Origin of the sequence: Carnobacterium sp. (assembly GCF_040274945.1) — a bacterium.
GTDB lineage: Bacteria > Bacillota > Bacilli > Lactobacillales > Carnobacteriaceae > Carnobacterium_B.
In genome coordinates, this window is record NZ_JBEMAR010000011.1 from 18,923 (window position 1) to 37,367 (window position 18,445).

Below are 18,445 nucleotides of genomic sequence, written 5' to 3' on the forward strand. Positions count from 1 at the left end.
TAAAAAAGATTTTACTAGGTTTTCTGGTAAAGTCTTTTTATTTTACAAAAATCAAAGGTGTACCTAATAAGTTTTAAATTCAAATGCTGTTTTTCCTAATTCAGCAAGATGTATTGCTAACTCGTTAAATTATTAAGTTTATTTTACAAAGTATTTTTTTTAACTAAGGTATGTTAAACTTGAATTTGAGATTAAAAAGAAGAGGTGAATTTGATGGACTTATGGATAATTGTGATTATCTTATTAGTCATTGCGGTTGCATTAATTGGCTGGTCATTTTATAAAAAAGATAATGGCGAGAAAATTAAAGAAGAATTTGAAGAATTGTCTCTGCAATTGCTACAAGACATTTATAGTTTGAAAAAACGTGTTTCAGTTTTAGAAGAAGAATTGGATATTCAAGTAACAGAAACACCAACATCAGCTAAGATTCATGATGTTTTGAAGAAGCATGTAATCAGTTTATATACACAAGGTGTGGCAGTGGAAGACATTGTTATGCAAACACGTTTATCTGAAGCAACTGTAAAAGTTGTTATCGATGAGTATGTTAAAAATAATTAACCCCTAACAAAGGAGAATAATAACATGAGTAAACCGGCATTACGTTACTTAGCATTAGGATTTTTAGTTTCTGCTATTGTTCTTGCAGGATATAGACTTTTCCTTTATGATGTTCAACCTATCGCCTCTGAAAATGAGAAGACTGAAGAAACTGTTTTAACTAAAGAAGAAATATCCTATCAAGAAAAGTATGAAGCTTTGTTAGCTGATAAAGAAGTTGCCGATTTAGAAAAAGAAACAGCAACAAGCGAATCTGCTGTCGTTGAAGAAGAAGCAACAAGTGAATCAGCTGAGAGCCCCGAATCAGAATCTTCTGAACCTAGTGAGAAAAAAATCACAGTCGTTATCAACGATGGGGATCCAAGTAGTGTTGCTAGTCAACAATTAGAAGAGCAAGGACTAATAGAAGATGCTTTTGACTTTGATGGGTTCTTAGAAGAAAATAGTTATGCTGCGCTTATTCGTCCGGGTTCTTACGAAGTATCAAGTGAGATGGATTATAATGAATTAGCTAGTGTATTGATGGATAATAATTAGGTTGCAATAAAGGGCGTAAAGTAAAAAAACTTTACAACCACTAAAAAAATGCTAGCATGTTTATACAAAAAGTGATATGATATTTAAGTCAGAAGACAACAACTATGTCTTCAAATACTGTTTAATGCTTGGAGGGAAAATCATGCGTGTAAACATCACATTGGAATGTACAGAATGTAAAGAACGTAATTACATCTCAAAGAAAAACAAACGTAACAGTCCGGACCGTGTTGAATTCAAAAAATACTGCCCGCGCGAACGTGTTGTAACTTTACATCGTGAAACAAAATAACATTTTTGTTATTTCAATTCGCAAAAAATGAGATCTATATAGATAAAGCTGAAAGAATTTCTTTCAGCTTTTTTTATTTGGAGAAAATGAATTCGAAGAGCATAGCATTAGGTTCAATGATGTGTATTTGATATACTGAAACCAATAAATGAAAAGGTGGTTTTGAGGATGGATAAAAGTGAAGTACATTTGAGTAATGGAACAACTGTGGCCTTTGATAGTTCTGCTGAACAATTGCTAAACAAAGTAACAGATGAAGATGGAGAATTGTTAGAAAGTTTTGTTTTATTAGAAGATGAAAAAGGCATTTCGTACTATTTAAATCCAGGACAAATCGTTACTATTTCAGTTCTTAAATCCGATTCAACTTCAACAACAGATACGAATAAAGAAAATTCGGATTCTGAAGATAATCATACGAAAGAAAATTTAGACGCTATCAGCAACTTAAGCAAAGATATTGGAAATATGGAATAAACTCATCTGAGGATGTGTTTATTGACAAAATACTACTGAAATTTGGTTGACCACCTAAATTTCAGTAGTATTTTTATATGTCTAACTTTGTAGCAAGAACTTAAGTATTGTTGTTAAGAATAAGCAGCTTTATGCTATAATAAATAGTAGAGGTTATTTGATCAGTCTGATTTTTAACTGGTTCATTTAGTAATAGATTGGAGTTGATAGTTTGGAATACAGTACCCAAATGAAATTAAAGCGTTTTTTTAGAAAACCAGTCGTAACCTATGCTCTTTTGATCATTCAAATTTTAGCATTTGTTTTAATGACTGTAGATGGTGGAAGCACCAATGTTGCTACATTAGTAAAATATGGAGCAAAGTTTAATCCGTATATTGTTTTAGGAGAATGGTGGCGATTGATTACACCCATGTTCTTGCATATCGGATTTATTCATTTATTAATGAATTCAGTGATTCTGTACTACTTAGGGGAACAATTAGAAGGTATGTTTGGCCATTTAAGATTTGCCGGAATTTACTTGCTTAGCGGTATAGCTGGAAATCTTGCGAGTTTTGCGTTTAGTGATGCTTTGTCTGCCGGTGCAAGTACAGCTTTATTCGGCTTATTTGGAGCGACTATTATGCTTGGACAGACGTTTAAACACAATCCTGCAATCCAACAAATGGCGAAGAGTTTTGGTACGTTGATTATTATCAATATTGTATTTGGAATATTTAGTTCCTCTATTGATATGGCAGGGCATCTAGGTGGTTTGTTAGGTGGTTTCTTGCTTGCGACAGCAATTAGTGTGCCTAATCCACTTAAAACATGGAGGAATAAGCGCTTAATATATGGTGGACTGTTTCTCTTGATGGTTATTGTCTTAGCTTATATAGGATATCTCAATACCGCTGTCCCTCTTTTTGGACTTTAGGGAGTGAAGCAGTGAGAACATTATATGATGTACAACAACTATTGAAACGCTTTGGTATTTATGTGTATATTGGAAAACGAATGTGGGATATTGAATTAATGATGGTTGAATTAAAAAAATTGCACGAAAATGGGCTGATTGAAAATGATGACTATTTGCCCGCTTTATTGATCTTAAAACAAGAGCATCGTAAAGAAAAAGAACAATCAAAAGAATAATAAGCTGAATGTGGAGGAAGAAGTATTATGACAAAAAAAATCATTGGAATCGATTTAGGTGGAACAACTGTAAAGTTTGCTATACTAACAAGTGAAGGGGATATCCAACAAAAATGGAGTATTATAACAGACGCAACAGAAAATGGTTCACGAATTATTCCAGCAATTGTTGAATCGATCAATGAGCAGCTTGAAAAATATCAGTTAGCTCCAAATGACTTTATTGGAATTGGAATGGGATCTCCCGGAACCGTCGATCGTAAAGCCGGAACCGTTATTGGTGCGTACAACTTGAATTGGAAAACAAGCCAGCCAGTTAAAAAATTAATCGAAGAAGGCACAGGAATTTCTTTTGCTATCGATAATGATGCAAATGTAGCGGCTCTTGGAGAACGCTGGAAGGGTGCTGGAGAAAATGAAGAAGATGTTGTCTTTATCACTTTAGGAACCGGTGTTGGTGGTGGAATTATTGCAGGTGGACGTTTGATTCATGGTGTTGCTGGTGCTGCAGGAGAACTTGGACATATTACAGTTGATCCAGAAGGGTACGACTGCACGTGTGGAAAGAATGGTTGTCTGGAGACTGTTGCAAGTGCTACAGGAGTTGTACGTTTAGCTAGAGATTTTTCAGAAGATTACGCTGGAGAATCACAATTGAAATACAATATTGATGATGGTCAACTAATAACAGCTAAAGATGTTTTTGATCTTGCAAAAGAAAATGACAAATTAGCTGTTCGAGTAGTAGAAAAAGTAGCTTACTTTTTAGGTTTAGCATGTGCGAGTGTTGCAAATACGTTGAATCCATCAACTATCGTAATTGGCGGAGGCGTTTCTAATGCTGGAGTATTTTTAATTGATCAAATCAAATCTTATTTTGATCAATTTACTTATCCTACTATTCGTGAAACGACAAAAATTAGATTAGCTGAATTAGGTAACAATGCTGGAGTAGTTGGAGCCAGTTCGTTAATCAAAGAACATATGAATGGAACACTTTAATTTAATTATCCCTTTAGCTGTTAACGAGTAAAGTTACGCTGAATAAAAAAAGACGACTTCGGTAATGTGCCGAAGTCGTCTTTTTTTATTCAGCTAGAAGATTGTTTTTGTATGGGGATACATTCATTTTTGCTGTTATATAAAGGGTAATGAGTGTTTAAATGTATAGCATATGTTATAATCTAATGAAATAATAAGAATGCTTTCGAGAGGGAGAATCCTAAATAAATCAAAAAAATAAGGTGATTAGAATGAAAAGAAAAAAGAAAAAGTATATCATTTTTAGTTTAATTATTTTACTTTTTTCCGCGACCTTATTTTTAATAAGTTGCACTAAAAAACAACCGACAGAAGTTCATGAATCAGAAAAAAAACCTCTGTCGTATAAAGAAATTCCGATTGAGTATGAAAGTTTTAGAAAAGTAATTGGATGGATGTCAGATGAAGAAATTTTGCTCCATACTGGCGAAATAAATAATGACAGCTTATCTATTTTTAATATTTTTACAGGTGAGATCAAGCCTGTCTATGAGGCAGATGCAATTATTTTAACTGCTGTTATTTCAGAAGATCAGCGACAGGTGTTGATTCAAGTTGTTGGAGAAGATGGTGGAGAGTTAAGAATAGTTGATCTAAATGGAGCTGTTGTACAAAAATTACCATTGGTAACTAAAGGATTTGTTAATGTAAACTGGAACCCAGCGAATCAAAATCAGATTTTTATTTCTTATTATCAGTCAGACTCAGAAATAGTTGTTGGCAATTGGAATGTTGAAACGAATGAAGTTGTACCTGTTCCTTCTGCTTCTCTGAATCCTACTTGGTATTCTGCTAACTTGTATTTATATGTAGATAATAAAGATGATTTTTCTCTTGAATCGGGTGAACTTTATATGGGGGATACTCGAACGAATGAATCTTTACGATTAAAAAATCAGGTCTCCAATTTTTTTGTTCATGAGGATACCTTTATTACGTACACGCCTTCTGACTTTTCAGACGATGAATTATTATTGAACTATCAATATCCATTTATGGTGGATCAGTCATTCATGGAGATTCCTAAAGTAACCATGAATGATCGTCTTGTTTTTCCTTACTTAAGTCAAGCTGCAAGGAATACCCCAGTTTATGGAGTATTTGCAAAAAAAGCGGTGAAATTAGAACTTGAAACTGGGGATTTTGAATTTGGACAACTGGATTTTGACGAAAAGACAATTAAGCCTATTTTGGAGTTGCCGGATAATGCTCCAATTGCCATGTCGGAAAATGGTAAGTACAGCTTATATGGCTGGCGTTTTGAAAGTATTATAGATATAGAAGCGCAAAAAATCTATTCATTGATCAGTATGCCTAATTAAGTGCATGATAAAGTCTGTAAAAAACGCTGGTAATAAAAAAAGCTAGTAAAAGACCCCATTCTTGTGTACAATTATCCCTGTAGAACGAGTTGAAAGGGGTAAGTAAGAATTGGATATAGGTCAATTGATTAATATAGTTTTATGGATCATCATTATTGTATGGGCAGGTTACGAAATTTATAGTTATTTCAGACGTAAAAATGCTTCAGTCGAATTAACAGAGGAAGAGTTTAAAAAAGACATGCGAAAAGTTCAGTTAATTGATGTCCGTGAGAAAAAAGATTATGATGCAGGACACATCTTAGGAGCTAGAAATATTCCTTATTCGACTTTAAAAACACGCCTTGTTGAAATAAGAAAAGACCAACCTGTTTATCTTTATGATCATAATAAAGCAGTTAGTTTACGAGCAGCTGTTCGTTTGCGCAAGGAAGGTCATACGGATATTCACCATCTTAAAGGTGGCTATCGTGATTGGACTGGCAAAACGAAAGCAACTCAATAAAATATAACTAAACGATTGAATTTAAGAGTCAAAAAAACTTCCGCTAATAAGTTATTAGTGGGAGTTTTTTTGATTCTTATTCTCATCGAGTCGTTAGGGAATAGAACTTATAGGCGTTTCCCTGATGGCTTAATCTTCGTCCTTTATATCAATGTCTTCAGGAATAGGTTCGTTTAAATAATCTTGTAAGTCTTTTTTATATTTTTCAATCTCCTGTAAATATAAATTGAATTGTTCTTTATAAATTAAAATGGTTTCGCCATCTGATAAGGTGCGAATCTGTTTCTCATGAATAAGACGTGTAATATCGGTGATGGACAGGTCTAAATATTCTGCAGTTTCTTCAATCGTTAAATACATCTCAATTCCTCCTTCTGACAGAATCTATTGTACGTTACTTTAGAGAAAAAGACGACTGTTTCATACGATGAAATAGAGCTAACTATAGGGCATAGAATAGAAATATGCTATAATTATTAAGAATGTAAGCAATGGAGGGATCATACGTTATGAACCAAACGGAAATTATTGCTCATCGTGGAAGTAAAGGAACGCATCCAGAGAATACATTAGAAGCAATCGAAGAAGCTGTTCGAGTGGGAAGCGATGGCATTGAAATAGATGTGCATTTAAGTTTAGATAAAGAAATAATCGTTATCCATGATGAAACGGTTAATCGGACAACAGATGGAAAAGGCAGAGTTCAAGATCTAACGTTAATGGAACTAAAAAAAATGAATGCAGGCAGTTGGTTTTCTCCTGAATATATTAATTGTCGTATCCCGACCTTAAAAGAAGTTTTTTATTTCCTTGCAGATATTGACTACAAAGGATTGATCAATATCGAGCTGAAAACAGATTGTTATGCATATCCGGGTATTGAAGAAAAAGTACTAGCTTTTGCAGCTGAAAATAATTGGCCTTTTACTGTAGAATATTCTAGTTTCAATTATCAAACATTGATTCGACTAAAAGAAGTGGATTCTTCTTGTAAAATCGCTCTATTATTTAAGAATAATGGCGAAGATGTCGTTTTTTTAGATTTAGATATCCCAGTCAGGATGTGGCATCCTAAATTGAGTTGGTTCAAAAACAAAAGTCTTTTTAAAGCGCCAGAGATTCCGGTACGTGTCTGGACTGTCAATAAGAGCGAAGATATTCAATTTTGTTTAAGCAAACAAGTAGCAGGTATCATTACTGATTACCCTCAAAAGGCTCTTGAAATCAGAAATAAATGGTAGTATGAAGGAGAATAGCGTGAAAAAGAAAAAAATTATTATCATTGTAGGACCCACGGCTGTTGGGAAAACAAGCTTAAGTCTCTCGTTAGCTAAAGCTGTCAATGGTGAAATCATTAGCGGTGATTCTATGCAGATTTACCGCAATTTAACCATTGGAACAGCTAAAGTCTCCATAGAAGAACAGCAAGAAATCCCACATTACTTAATTGACGAAGTAGATGTCGCAACGAGTTATGCAGTATCCGACTTTCAAAAGCGAGCGCGGGTTTTGATTGAGGAAATCTCTGCTAGAGGAAAAGTACCAATTATTGTGGGTGGTACGGGTTTGTATATTGAATCGTTGCTATATGATGTAACCCTTGGCGGCAGTGGCGAGAATGATCCAGCTTTTCGTGAAGCGCAAGAAGCATTAGCTATAGAAAAAGGCAATCGCTATTTATGGGAACAGTTAATTAAAGTGGACCCTATTGCTGCTGAAAATATCCATTTTAATAATCGTCGGCGTATTATTCGTGCTCTTGAAGTGCATCATGTAACTGGCCAACCTTTTTCTAGTTATCAAAGTGAGCGCAAAGAGAAAGAACTACTTTATGATGCTAAAATTATTGGGTTAACGACTGATCGAGAAGGATTGTATAAGCGAATCAATCTTCGTGTAGATCATATGTTTGAAGAAGGATTGATTCGAGAAGCCGAGTGGCTATATCAACAACAATTACCAGATGCCCAAGCTTCAAGAGGGATTGGGTACAAAGAATTGGTTCCTTATTTTGAAAAAAGAGCTACTTTACAAGAAGCGAAAGAAGCGATCCAACAGAACTCAAGAAGATACGCTAAACGTCAGCTTACATGGTTTAAAAATCGATTAGATAACGTAGAATGGTTTGACTTATTGGCTTCTCCTGAAGAAGAGGAAAGAATCAAAAACGAAGTGAAAAGTTTTTTAAAAGAATAAGTTTAGTCCTATCATTAAAATACTAGAATAGAAGGTGAACGGAATGGAAACAAAAGAAACGGCTGAAACAGTGGAGCGCGTTATACTTGTAGGGGTACAAACAAGAGAAAATGATCAAGATTTCCGTTATTCGTTGACAGAATTAGCACAACTGACAGAAACAGCACTTGGAGAAGTAGTAGGAGAACTTACCCAAAAAAGAGATCGAGTCGATTCACGTACCTTTTTAGGCAAAGGGAAAATGGAAGAGTTGATTTCTTTAGTGGATGAACTAGAAGCAGATACGGTTATCTTTAATCAAGGTCTAACACCTGGACAAACAAGAAACATTCAAAAACTTCTTTTGGATGATGTGAAAGTGATTGACCGTATTCAACTGATTTTAGATATTTTTGCCATGCGGGCTAAAAGTAAAGAAGGTAAATTACAAGTTGAGTTAGCACAATTGCAATACTTATTGCCACGATTAGCCGGTCAAGGAATCAACTTGTCACGCTTAGGTGGAGGAATTGGAACACGAGGTCCAGGAGAAACAAAATTAGAAACAGATCGTCGTCATATTCGTGATCAAATTACTGATATCAAACGAGATCTTGCTGAAACAGAGAAACACCGTAGCCGTACGCGTGAACAACGTAAGGAGAGCGGAACCTTTCAAATTGGTTTAATGGGATATACAAATGCTGGAAAATCTACCTTGTTAAACAAATTGACTCAAGCAGATACGTACGAAGAAAATCAATTGTTTGCGACCTTAGATCCGTTAACTCGTCAATTATTGTTGCCAAGTGGAATGACGGTTACGTTAACGGATACCGTTGGTTTTATTCAAGATTTGCCAACCCAATTAATTGAATCCTTTAAATCAACTTTAGAAGAAACGAAGGGTGTTGACCTATTGCTGCATGTTGTAGATGCTTCTGCTGAAAATATGGCAGGACATGAACAGACAGTAGTTCAACTGTTGAAAGAATTAGGTATGGAGTCTATTCCAATGATTACTGTGTACAATAAAAAAGATCTCGTTGGGGATGCTTTCTACCCATCGCTTTTCCCTAATGTCTTTATCTCAGCGAATGATCCTGAAGATATCGATCAATTGCTGTCTGAGATCATGAACAAAATGAAAGAATTGATGGTCCCTTATCGGATTGAAGTTGAAGTTAGTCGTGGAGAGCAGCTGGTTCGATTAAAAAGAGAAACACTTGTTGGTTCCGAAGAATACGATGAAGAAAAAAATGTTTATGTAGTAAAAGGTTTTGCGAAAGCAGAGTCGAAATGGAATGGAGAGAATCAAACGTCATGAGTTGGAACAAACGCTATGCACCCGAATTAATTAAAAAAATTAAAGCCGTAGAAGAAAAAATCAAGCCTATCCATGATCAGATTCATGAAATAGCATTGTTCAATCAAAATAAAGTTTTGCAAAGTTTTAGAAATAAAAAAATTACGGAACAACATTTTACCCCTTCCACAGGATATGGGTATGATGATTTTGGAAGAGACGCTTTAGAAGAAGTTTACGCTGAAGTCTTTGGAGCTGAAGCGGGTTTAGTTCGACCACAGATCATTTCTGGGACACATGCTATCTCGACGGCTTTATTTGGTGTGATGCGCCCAGGAGATGATTTATTGTATATCACTGGGACTCCTTACGATACATTGCTTGAAATCGTGGGTGTTACTGGAAATGGCATTGGATCATTTAAAGAATACCAAATGGGCTTTGATCAAGTAGCTTTATTGCCGGACGGAACAGTGGATTTTGAAACAGTAAAAGAAAAAATAAATACGAAAACAAAAATGGTTGCTATCCAACGTTCTAGAGGGTATGCGAGCAGACCCTCGTTTACGATAAGCCAAATCGAAGAAATGATTCAATTTGTTAAAGGAATCAATCCAGAAATCATTGTCTTTGTTGATAATTGTTATGGGGAATTCGCAGAAGAGCAAGAACCAATCGAAGTTGGAGCAGACTTAATGGCTGGATCATTGATCAAGAATCCAGGCGGAGGTTTAGCTAAAACAGGTGGGTACATTGTCGGAAAAACAGAACTGATTGATGCTTGTGGGTATCGATTGACTACTCCTGGTATCGGTAGAGAAGCTGGGGCTTCTTTATATAGCTTGCAAGAAATGTATCAAGGCTTTTTTATGGCTCCTCATACAGTAGGTGAAGCCATAAAAGGAGCTGTTTATACAGCTGCTCTTTTAGATGCTTGTGGTATTGAAAGTACGCCAAAATGGGATGATAAGCGGACAGATTTAATTCAAATGATTTCGCTGAATGACAAAGAAAAAATGGTTAAATTCGCGCAGACGATTCAAAAATATTCTCCTATCAATGCACATGTTTCTCCTATTGGGGCGTATATGCCTGGTTATGAAGATGATGTCATTATGGCAGCAGGAACCTTTATCCAAGGTTCAAGTATGGAATTAACAGCTGATGGCCCTATTCGTGCGCCATACACTTTATATGTCCAAGGTGGTTTGACCTATGAACACGTTAAGTTAGCGGTCAGTTCTGCTGTAGAAGAATTGTTTTTTCAATCTTAAAATAATATAAGCGTTGACTAGTCTTAAAATTGAGTACGGTGATGTAAGATTTTTGACATTTTAAAAAGAGATTGTTATTGTAGTAATAGGCTAGATGGGAGGATCCTCATGAACGAGAAAGAGCTAAGGCGTTCCATGTCTGTATTTCCAATTGGAACAGTCATGACATTGACGGACTTATCTGCGCGTCAAATTCGTTATTACGAAGAACAAGAATTGATTTCTCCTGAACGTAATGAGGGGAACAGAAGGATGTATTCTTTAAATGATATAGATGTTCTTCTAGAAATCAAAGACTACTTAGCAGATGGCATCAATATGGCAGGAATAAAACGTATTTATGAATTAAAAGAAAAAGAAGTTGAAAACGAAGAGCAATCTGTTTTAACGGATGAAGACGTTCGTCGAATTCTACAAGATGAATTTTTAGCTCTACGCGGAATGAATCCGAAAGGTCCTTCACGCTTCTTTTAATTTTTCATAGTGAAAATATAAAAAAACTATTACAAAAGGGAGTAAAGATAACCAAAATGAAGAATTTTACGCGCAAAGAAATAGAAATTAGTGCCAAGGAACAAAATGTTCGTTATTTAAGATTGATGTTTACAGATATTGACGGAACCATCAAGAATGTTGAGGTTCCCATTAGTCAATTGGAAAAAGTTATGGAAAATAAAATGATGTTTGATGGTTCTTCCATTGATGGATTCGTAAGAATTGAAGAAAGTGATATGATTTTACGCCCTGATCTATCTACATGGTTGATTTTCCCATGGGAAGAAGTAAATGGAAAAGTTGCTCGTTTGATTTGTGATATTTATAATCCAGATGGTACGCCGTTCTCAGGAGACCCTAGAAATAATTTAAAACGTGTTCTGAAAGAAATGGAAGAACAAGGTTATACAGATTTTAATTTAGGGCCTGAACCGGAATTTTTCTTATTTAAATTAGATGAGAATGGAAAACCAACAACTGAATTAAATGATAATGGCGGCTATTTCGATTTTGCACCAACAGATCTAGGTGAAAATTGTCGTCGAGACATTGTATTGCAACTTGAAGAATTAGGGTTTGAAATTGAAGCTAGCCATCATGAAACGGCTCCAGGTCAACATGAGATCGATTGGAAATACGCGAGTGCAGTAGAAGCTTGTGACAATATCCAAACCTTTAAGTTGATTGTTAAAACTGTTGCTCGTAAACATGGGCTACATGCTACCTTTATGCCAAAACCTTTATTTGGAGTAAGTGGTTCTGGAATGCATTTTAATATGTCTTTGTTTAACAACGAAGGAAATGCTTTATGTGATGAATCGGATGAACTTGGTTTAAGTAAAACAGCTTATCACTTCTTAGCAGGTATCTTGGATCATGCTTTAGGCTATACAGCGATTTGTAACCCTACTGTAAATTCTTATAAGCGATTGATTCCTGGATACGAAGCGCCTGTATACATTGCATGGAGTGCTCGCAATCGTTCACCTCTAGTGCGTATTCCAAGTTCAAGAGGGATCTCTACAAGAATAGAGTTACGAAGCGTAGATCCTAGTGCAAATCCTTATTTAGCAGTAGCAGTATTACTGCAATCGGGATTAGATGGTGTGAAGAAAGAAAGCAAAGTTCCTCAACCAATCGACCGTAATATCTACCGTATGTCTTCAGAAGAAAGATATAAAAAAGGCATTAAAGATCTTCCGTCTACATTGCACAATGCTGTAAAATACTTGCAAGAGGATAAAGTCGTGCAAAATGCATTAGGAGATCACATTTATAAAAGTTTTGTCAGTGCCAAACATATAGAATGGGCTGCATACCGTGAACAAGTGTCTGAATGGGAAAAAGATAAGTACCTAACATTGTATTGACCTATTTAATAAAAATACGAAAAGAACCTGTGAATAAGCTATTCACAGGTTCTTTTTTTAGTTTTTTAGAATTGGTATAGTTCAATTGTTAAATTTTAATCGGAACGAATTATTTTTATTTAATTTTAATGTTCGGTATAACGTGTTAGGTTTTCTGACATTTGGTGCATTTTTTTGTTGACATCGAAAAAAAAGACTGATATTCTATAAAAGTAATCGAAAGGAGGTCTAGGATGAGTGAGAAAGAACTACGGCGTTCACGATCGGTATTTCCGATTGGTACAGTTATGAAGCTGACTGATTTATCTGCCCGACAGATACGTTATTACGAAGAGCAAGATTTGATTCATCCATTACGTAATGAAGGAAATCGTCGAATGTATTCTTTGAATGACATTGATGTTCTTCTTGAAATTAAAGATTATTTATCTGATGGAATCAATATGGCAGGCATCAAGCGAATATATGAATTGCAACAAAACAAAGAAAAAGCCAGGGAGCAAGAAATAACTAAAGTGATGACAGATGATGATGTTCGTAAAATACTGCATGATGAGTTTTTAGCTGTAAGTGGTTTGGGTGTTAAGACAGCACATTCATTTCTAGATCAAAATCGAATAGGATAAAATAAGATAGCGGAAACGCTAATCAAAAGGAGAGAAAAAGTGTATGGCTAAGTTCACGAGAAAAGAAGTAGAAGAAACATCAAAGAAAGAAAATGTCCGTTTCTTGAGACTGATGTTTACTGATATTTTGGGAGTTATTAAAAATGTTGAGGTACCCATTAGTCAATTAAAAAAAGTATTGGACAATGAATTGATGTTTGATGGCTCTTCAATTGAAGGATTTGTACGAATCGAAGAGAGCGATATGTACTTAAGACCCGATTTAGATACTTGGTTGATATTTCCATGGGAAACAACTGAAGGGGCTGGTAAAATCGCTCGATTGATCTGTGATGTCTACAATCCGGATGGCACTCCTTTTGCCGGAGACCCTCGTTCTAACTTAAAGCGTACACTAAAAGAAATGAAGGAATTAGGGTTCACAGATTTTAACTTAGGACCTGAACCTGAATTTTTCCTTTTTAAATTAGATGAAAAAGATGAACCGACTTTAGAGTTGAATGATGCTGGTGGCTATTTTGATTTAGCTCCAACAGACCTAGGTGAAAATTGCCGTCGCGATATCGTATTGCAATTAGAAGATTTAGGTTTTGAAATTGAAGCGAGTCATCACGAAGTTGCACCAGGACAACATGAAATCGATTGGAAATATGCTAGTGCAATAGAGGCGTGTGATAATATTCAAACCTTTAAATTGATTGTCAAAACAGTCGCTCGCAAACATGGATTACATGCTACTTTTATGCCTAAGCCACTATATGGTGTTAACGGATCAGGAATGCACTTTAATCTGTCACTATTTACTAAAGATGGAAATGCATTTTATGATAAAGATGGAGACATGGAACTAAGCGAGACAGCACGTCAATTCTTAGCTGGAATTTTAGATCATGCTAGAGCCTTTACAGCAATTGTGAATCCTACAGTGAATTCATATAAACGTCTTGTACCAGGCTATGAAGCACCAGTCTATATCGCTTGGAGCGGTCGCAATCGTTCGCCACTAATTCGTGTGCCACAATCAAGAGGGATGTCTACACGTGTGGAATTGCGCAGTGTTGATCCTAGTGCAAACCCATATCTAGCTATGGCTGTTCTATTAAAAGCAGGATTAGACGGCATCAAAAAGGAAATGAAAGCACCAGAACCTATCAACCGTAATATCTATGCAATGAGTGAAAAAGATCGTCATGAAAATGGCATCCATGATCTTCCGGGAACATTGCAGGATGCATTAGGCTATTTGGCAAATGACAGCATTATAAAAGATGGATTAGGTGGACACATCTATGAAAACTTCATGAATGCGAAGAAAATTGAGTGGTCTGCATTCCGTGAGCAAGTCACTGAATGGGAAAGAGATCAGTACTTAAAAATGTATTAAAATAGAATAGGCAAAAGGAGCTAGGAAATTTTTCCTAGCTCCTTTTGCCTATATGGGTCTAAACGCTTTATGACAGTACTCTAGAGGACAGCGACAGCCAAAGCTTGTTGAATGGTGGTAATGTGTTTATCATTTGTAAATTGTAATGTGATAGCTGGTTCGTTGGCGCTAGAAATAAAAATTTTTAATTCAGCATCTAAATCAAAGTGTCCGGTTGTTTCGACTAAAAATCGACTGATCGATTTATAAGGTAAGGAATGATAAGTTGTTTTTTTACCCGTAACTCCTTGTTTGTTAATAATGATTAGCCGTTTGTTTGTAAATATGATCAAATCACGGACTAGCTTAAAAGCTAAATCAATTTCTTCAGACTCTAAAATAATGCCATCTGATTTTTTTCTAGCTTCATTCTCACTGATATTTCCAGCATTTCCTAAAAGGCCACCAATTAATCCCATGAAAAACCCTCCTTGTCTTTTTCTATTGACTCATTGTAAACCGAGTTTTTTATAAATACAACTGATTAAAATAACGTTCTTTGTTAAAAATTAAATTAATTCGTAAAAAGTGTTGACTTTTTATTCATTATTACCTATAATTAATTTTGTTGCTAGTACATGTCTCAGTAGCTCAGTTGGATAGAGCATCCGCCTTCTAAGCGGACGGTCGGGAGTTCGAATCTCTCCTGAGACATCAAATGAAAAGTTAGAAAAGTTGAATAGTCAGCTTTTCTAACTTTTTTTCATGTAGAAATAAAAAATTAGGTCTTTTAAATTATTCAATAAATAATCGCTACTCTCATCTAGGTACTTCTAAAACGGTTTAAAAGAATTATTCAGAAAAATGTAAAAATATTCTATATTTTTTTGAAATTGATAGATTAATGTACAGCCAAAAAAAAGTTTTTCTCTTTTTATTTTTTCTTCACTTTTTTTTTAATGTGAAAAGTACACGAAACTGTTTTTGGATACAAATCTACTCAAGGTTCTTCTCGCTTTAATATTCACAAGCAATATTTTAGAACACTATATATAGAAAAAAATGAATATGTCAATAGGAAAACCACTATATATAGTGGTTTATTTATTTGCCAGTAGAGAGAAATAAGTGTAGAATACAACTAGAGAAATAGAAGAAAGATCATTAAAAAAGAAGCCTAAAGGAGAATGTATGATGACTCAAAAAACGATTATTGTTTATTCTAAACCAAATTGTATGCAATGTAACTTCACTAAAAAATATTTAGAAGATAAAGGTGTATCTTACGAAGTAAAAGATATCTTTGAATCAGAAGAAGCGTTAAATGAAGTCAAAGAACTTGGGTTCAGCTCTGTTCCGGTTATTTCAGTTGAAGGACAGGATGCTTTTAATGGATTTCGCCCAGATCTCCTTGATCAATTAGTATGAAAGTTGTTTACATTAGTTTAACAGGCCAAACAAGAAAGTTTGTTAAAAAATTAGATATGGATTCGCTGGAATTAACGCCAACGAATCCATATCTTGCTTTAAATGAACCATTTATTATTATCACTCCTACCTATGATAAAGAAGCAACAGACCTATTAAATGATTTTATTGAAACAGATGATAATAAAGACTACTTTAAAGGAGTAGCAGGTGGTGGGAATTTGAATTTTGGTAAGCTTTTCGCTTTTACAGCCAAAGATCTAGCCCATGATTATCAAGTTCCGCTACTACATACCTTTGAATTTCAAGGTAACGAAGAAGACGTTGCACAACTAAAGAAAGCGGTGAATGAAATTGGATAAACCTAAATTAGCATCAAAGCCAAAAGAAATTACGTATTTTAAGTTAAACAATGAACTGAATAGACCTGTAGATGGAAAAATCCCTTTGAATAAGGACCGTGAGGCTGTACGAGCTTATTTTTTAGAACACGTGAATCCAAATACAGTATTCTTTTACACTCTAGATGAAAAATTAAATTATTTAATTGAAGAAGATTATATAGAAGAAGAATTTTTATTAAAATATGACAGAGCATTTGTACGTGAGTTGTTTGATGATATTTACAGCCGCAAATTCAGATTTCGTTCATTTATGTCTGCATTTAAATTTTATACTCAATATGCCCTTAAAACAAATGACGGAGAACGTTTCTTAGAACGCTACGAAGATCGAATCGTTTTCAATGCGTTATATTTAGCAGATGGAGACACAGAATTGGCGAGTAGGCTGGCGGATGAGATCGTAAACCAACGATACCAACCAGCTACTCCAACCTTCCTAAATGCTGGACGCAAAAGACGTGGAGAATTGGTTTCTTGCTTCTTAATCCAAGCAACAGATGACATGAACAGTATTGGTCGTGTTGTGAATAGTGCATTGCAATTGTCTCGTATTGGAGGCGGAGTAGGAGTGAATTTATCTAATTTACGTGCTTCTGGTGATCCAATCAAAAAAATCGATAATGCTTCAAGTGGTGTTGTTCCAGTAATGAAATTACTAGAAGATAGTTTCAGTTATTCTAATCAACTTGGCCAACGTAATGGAGCAGGGGCTGTTTATTTAAATGTCTTCCATCCAGATATTGTTTCATTTCTTTCAACAAAAAAAGAGAATGCGGATGAAAAAATTCGTGTAAAAACTCTTTCTCTTGGACTAGTTGTACCGGATAAATTCTATGAATTAGCAGCACACGACGAACAGATGTATTTGTTTAGTCCTTATGATGTTGAACGTATCTATGGAGAACCATTTGCTTATATCGATATTACTAAAGAATACGACAACATGGTGAACAATGAAGAAATACGCAAATCTAAAATTAGTGCCCGTGAATTAGAAAATGAAATTTCTAAACTGCAACAAGAATCTGGGTACCCTTATATTATTAACGTTGATACAGCAAATCGTGAAAACCCAGTTTATGGAACGATTACAATGAGTAACTTGTGTAGTGAGATTTTACAGATCCAAGAACCTTCAATGATCAATAACGATCAAACGTATGAGCATTTAGGAACAGATATCAGTTGTAATCTTGGTTCAACTAATATTGTAAACTTGATGAATTCGCCTGATTTTGGAACTTCAATCGACACGATGGTTCGGGCTTTAACGATGGTTACCGATCAATCAAGTATTGATGCGGTACCGTCAATTAAAAATGGGAATGATAAGTACCATACGATTGGTCTTGGGGCAATGGGACTGCACACGTATTTAGCGTTGAATCAAATTCACTATGGTTCACCAGAATCCGTTGAATTTACGGATGTGTACTTTAAATTGTTAAATTACTATACGTTAGTATCCAGTAATAAAGTAGCGAAAGAAAGAGGTACGACTTTTTATAATTTTGAAAAATCTACGTATGCGAATGGTACTTATTTTGATAAGTACATCAACGAAAACTTTGTTTTTTCAAGCGAAAAAGTTCAACACTTGTTCGATGGGATCCAAGTGCCTACTATAGAAGATTGGGCAGCTTTAAAAGAAGCGGTAATGAAAGATGGTTTATATCACCAAAACCGTTTAGCTGTAGCACCAACGGGTTCAATTAGTTACGTAAACGAAACATCATCTAGTTTACATCCAATCACACGTTTGATTGAAGAACGTCAAGAGAAAAAGACGGGGAAAACTTACTACCCAGCACCTTTCTTATCAAATGACACAATGCCTTATTATAAGTCAGCTTATGACATGGATATGCGTCAAGTGATTGATGTTTATGCAGCGGCCCAAAAACACATTGATCAAGGGATGAGCTTAACACTCTTCTTACGCTCTGAAATTCCTGAAGGGTTGTATGAGTGGAAAAATGGACGCACAACCAAACAAACGACTCGTGATTTAAATATTTTACGTCATTATGCTTGGAAAAAAGGTGTGAAATCTATTTACTACGTTCGTACATTTACTGAAAATTCAGAAGAAATTGGTTCGAATGCTTGTGAGAGCTGCACCATTTAAA

General features: G+C 35.2%; 22 protein-coding genes and 1 tRNA gene. 21 read left to right on the forward strand and 2 right to left on the reverse strand.

The annotated features are described in order from the left end of the window. Positions 1-213: 213 nt before the first annotated feature. From ABS916_RS11385 to ABS916_RS11425, 9 genes are all read left to right on the forward strand, one after another. Positions 214-564 (forward strand): hypothetical protein, encoded by a 351-nt coding sequence (locus tag ABS916_RS11385; RefSeq protein ID WP_350452012.1) that lies wholly within the window; start codon positions 214-216, stop codon positions 562-564. A 24-nt stretch (positions 565-588) separates the two neighbouring features. Beyond that, entirely contained in the window at positions 589-1,101 is a 513-nt protein-coding gene (locus tag ABS916_RS11390) for a hypothetical protein (RefSeq protein ID WP_350452013.1), read from the forward strand. Positions 1,102-1,243: 142 nt separating this feature from the next. Continuing rightward, positions 1,244-1,393 carry a 50S ribosomal protein L33 gene (gene rpmG, locus ABS916_RS11395; RefSeq protein ID WP_007724164.1) on the forward strand — a complete coding sequence of 50 codons (150 nt, stop codon included), beginning with the start codon at positions 1,244-1,246 and terminating at the stop codon, positions 1,391-1,393. A gap of 168 nt (positions 1,394-1,561) precedes the next feature. Continuing rightward, positions 1,562-1,870: a hypothetical protein gene (locus tag ABS916_RS11400; protein WP_350452014.1), complete on the forward strand. Its 309-nt coding sequence runs from the start codon at positions 1,562-1,564 to the stop codon at positions 1,868-1,870. Positions 1,871-2,081: 211 nt separating this feature from the next. After that, positions 2,082-2,789: a rhomboid family intramembrane serine protease gene (locus ABS916_RS11405; RefSeq protein ID WP_350452015.1), complete on the forward strand. Its 708-nt coding sequence runs from the start codon at positions 2,082-2,084 to the stop codon at positions 2,787-2,789. Between the two features lie 11 nt (positions 2,790-2,800). Then, a complete protein-coding gene (locus ABS916_RS11410) occupies positions 2,801-3,007 on the forward strand; it encodes a YqgQ family protein (protein WP_350452016.1) in 207 nt (68 codons plus the stop codon). Positions 3,008-3,034: 27 nt separating this feature from the next. Beyond that, on the forward strand, positions 3,035-4,009 hold the full coding sequence (locus ABS916_RS11415; RefSeq protein ID WP_350452017.1) for an ROK family glucokinase: 975 nt from the start codon (positions 3,035-3,037) through the stop codon (positions 4,007-4,009). Between the two features lie 251 nt (positions 4,010-4,260). Continuing rightward, positions 4,261-5,370 (forward strand): YqgU-like beta propeller domain-containing protein, encoded by a 1,110-nt coding sequence (locus ABS916_RS11420; protein WP_350452018.1) that lies wholly within the window; start codon positions 4,261-4,263, stop codon positions 5,368-5,370. Between the two features lie 109 nt (positions 5,371-5,479). After that, positions 5,480-5,875 (forward strand): rhodanese-like domain-containing protein, encoded by a 396-nt coding sequence (locus tag ABS916_RS11425; protein WP_350452019.1) that lies wholly within the window; start codon positions 5,480-5,482, stop codon positions 5,873-5,875. 129 nt (positions 5,876-6,004) lie between these two features. Here ABS916_RS11425 and ABS916_RS11430 read toward each other — a convergent pair whose 3' ends face one another. After that, a complete protein-coding gene (locus tag ABS916_RS11430) occupies positions 6,005-6,235 on the reverse strand; it encodes an excisionase family DNA-binding protein (RefSeq protein ID WP_350452020.1) in 231 nt (76 codons plus the stop codon). A gap of 149 nt (positions 6,236-6,384) precedes the next feature. Here ABS916_RS11430 and ABS916_RS11435 point away from each other — a divergent pair, with 149 nt between their 5' ends. The 8 genes from ABS916_RS11435 (at position 6,385) to glnA (ABS916_RS11470) (ending at position 14,505) form a co-directional block, all read left to right on the forward strand. Continuing rightward, entirely contained in the window at positions 6,385-7,116 is a 732-nt protein-coding gene (locus tag ABS916_RS11435; protein WP_350452021.1) for a glycerophosphodiester phosphodiesterase, read from the forward strand. Between the two features lies 1 nt (position 7,117). Further along, positions 7,118-8,071: a tRNA (adenosine(37)-N6)-dimethylallyltransferase MiaA gene (gene miaA, locus ABS916_RS11440; RefSeq protein ID WP_350452091.1), complete on the forward strand. Its 954-nt coding sequence runs from the start codon at positions 7,118-7,120 to the stop codon at positions 8,069-8,071. Between the two features lie 43 nt (positions 8,072-8,114). Next, positions 8,115-9,377, forward strand: a complete 1,263-nt coding sequence (gene hflX, locus ABS916_RS11445) for a GTPase HflX (protein ID WP_350452022.1) — start codon at positions 8,115-8,117, stop codon at positions 9,375-9,377. Beyond that, positions 9,374-10,630, forward strand: a complete 1,257-nt coding sequence (locus ABS916_RS11450) for a methionine gamma-lyase family protein (RefSeq protein WP_350452023.1) — start codon at positions 9,374-9,376, stop codon at positions 10,628-10,630. Before hflX ends, ABS916_RS11450 begins: the two co-directional genes overlap by 4 nt. Before the next feature lie 108 nt (positions 10,631-10,738). Then, complete coding sequence (locus ABS916_RS11455) at positions 10,739-11,104, forward strand: MerR family transcriptional regulator (RefSeq protein ID WP_041556352.1); 366 nt, start codon at positions 10,739-10,741, stop codon at positions 11,102-11,104. A gap of 56 nt (positions 11,105-11,160) precedes the next feature. Next, the gene (glnA, locus tag ABS916_RS11460; RefSeq protein WP_350452024.1) at positions 11,161-12,495 is read left to right on the forward strand and encodes a type I glutamate--ammonia ligase; all 1,335 of its coding nucleotides are present in this window, start codon (positions 11,161-11,163) and stop codon (positions 12,493-12,495) included. A gap of 233 nt (positions 12,496-12,728) precedes the next feature. Then, complete coding sequence (locus tag ABS916_RS11465; protein WP_035023220.1) at positions 12,729-13,121, forward strand: MerR family transcriptional regulator; 393 nt, start codon at positions 12,729-12,731, stop codon at positions 13,119-13,121. Between the two features lie 43 nt (positions 13,122-13,164). Then, entirely contained in the window at positions 13,165-14,505 is a 1,341-nt protein-coding gene (glnA, locus tag ABS916_RS11470) for a type I glutamate--ammonia ligase (protein ID WP_350452025.1), read from the forward strand. Between the two features lie 80 nt (positions 14,506-14,585). Here the strand turns inward: glnA (ABS916_RS11470) and ABS916_RS11475 are convergent, their stop codons facing one another. Continuing rightward, positions 14,586-14,963, reverse strand: a complete 378-nt coding sequence (locus ABS916_RS11475) for a PH domain-containing protein (protein WP_350452026.1) — start codon at positions 14,961-14,963, stop codon at positions 14,586-14,588. A gap of 161 nt (positions 14,964-15,124) precedes the next feature. On the opposite strand from ABS916_RS11475, the gene ABS916_RS11480 reads away from it, so the two are divergent. The 4 genes from ABS916_RS11480 (at position 15,125) to nrdE (ending at position 18,444) form a co-directional block, all read left to right on the forward strand. Beyond that, positions 15,125-15,198: transfer RNA gene (locus tag ABS916_RS11480), tRNA-Arg, on the forward strand. A gap of 480 nt (positions 15,199-15,678) precedes the next feature. Further along, positions 15,679-15,912 carry a glutaredoxin-like protein NrdH gene (gene nrdH / locus ABS916_RS11485; RefSeq protein WP_035023211.1) on the forward strand — a complete coding sequence of 78 codons (234 nt, stop codon included), beginning with the start codon at positions 15,679-15,681 and terminating at the stop codon, positions 15,910-15,912. After that, entirely contained in the window at positions 15,909-16,274 is a 366-nt protein-coding gene (gene nrdI / locus ABS916_RS11490; protein WP_350452027.1) for a class Ib ribonucleoside-diphosphate reductase assembly flavoprotein NrdI, read from the forward strand. The genes nrdH and nrdI overlap by 4 nt, the downstream gene beginning before the upstream one ends. Continuing rightward, positions 16,261-18,444: a class 1b ribonucleoside-diphosphate reductase subunit alpha gene (gene nrdE, locus ABS916_RS11495; protein ID WP_350452028.1), complete on the forward strand. Its 2,184-nt coding sequence runs from the start codon at positions 16,261-16,263 to the stop codon at positions 18,442-18,444. The genes nrdI and nrdE overlap by 14 nt, the downstream gene beginning before the upstream one ends. Position 18,445: the final 1 nt, after the last annotated feature.